1 pseudogene is annotated in these 487 nt (G+C 68.6%); it reads left to right on the forward strand.

Annotated features, from left to right (window positions below):
* Positions 1-314: pseudogene (locus J5M57_RS28225) on the forward strand (alcohol dehydrogenase); the annotation flags it as partial.
* Between the last annotated feature and the right edge of the window lie 173 nt (positions 315-487).

The following is a 487-nucleotide window of genomic DNA, read 5'->3' on the forward strand; positions in this document are numbered from 1 at the left end:
GCCATCCGTCGATCCTCGAGGAGGCGGTGCGGCTCGCGGCGCCCGCCGCGCGCATCGGTGTGCTCGGCTTCTCGTCGGAGCCGTCGTCGATCGTGCAGGCCGAGCTGACGAAGAAGGAATTGACGCTGTGCGCGTCGCGCCTGAACTGCGCGATGTTCCCGCAGGTCATCGAATGGATCGCCGACGGGCGCGTGCATCCGGAGCACATCGTCACGCACACGCTCGATTTTCGCGATGTCGCGCGCGCGTTCGAGCTCGCCGAGCGCAACCCGCGCGAAAGCTGCAAGATCCTGCTGGATTTCGCCGCGCATTGACCGACGGGAGGCGGGCGGCGGCGCTCGGCGCGGCGCGCCGGATGCCGCTTCGAGGTGGATTCCGATGCGCACCGGATGCCTGCCGGATGCGCGGGCGGGCGCGGAAACGCGGAAAGTGAAAGGCAAGGCCTATCGCGGCATCGCGCGTATACCGTTCAGTTGCCCGATAGGCG

Source organism: Pseudomonas sp. 86_A, assembly GCF_017491705.1.
GTDB lineage: Bacteria > Pseudomonadota > Gammaproteobacteria > Pseudomonadales > Pseudomonadaceae > Aquipseudomonas > Aquipseudomonas koreensis.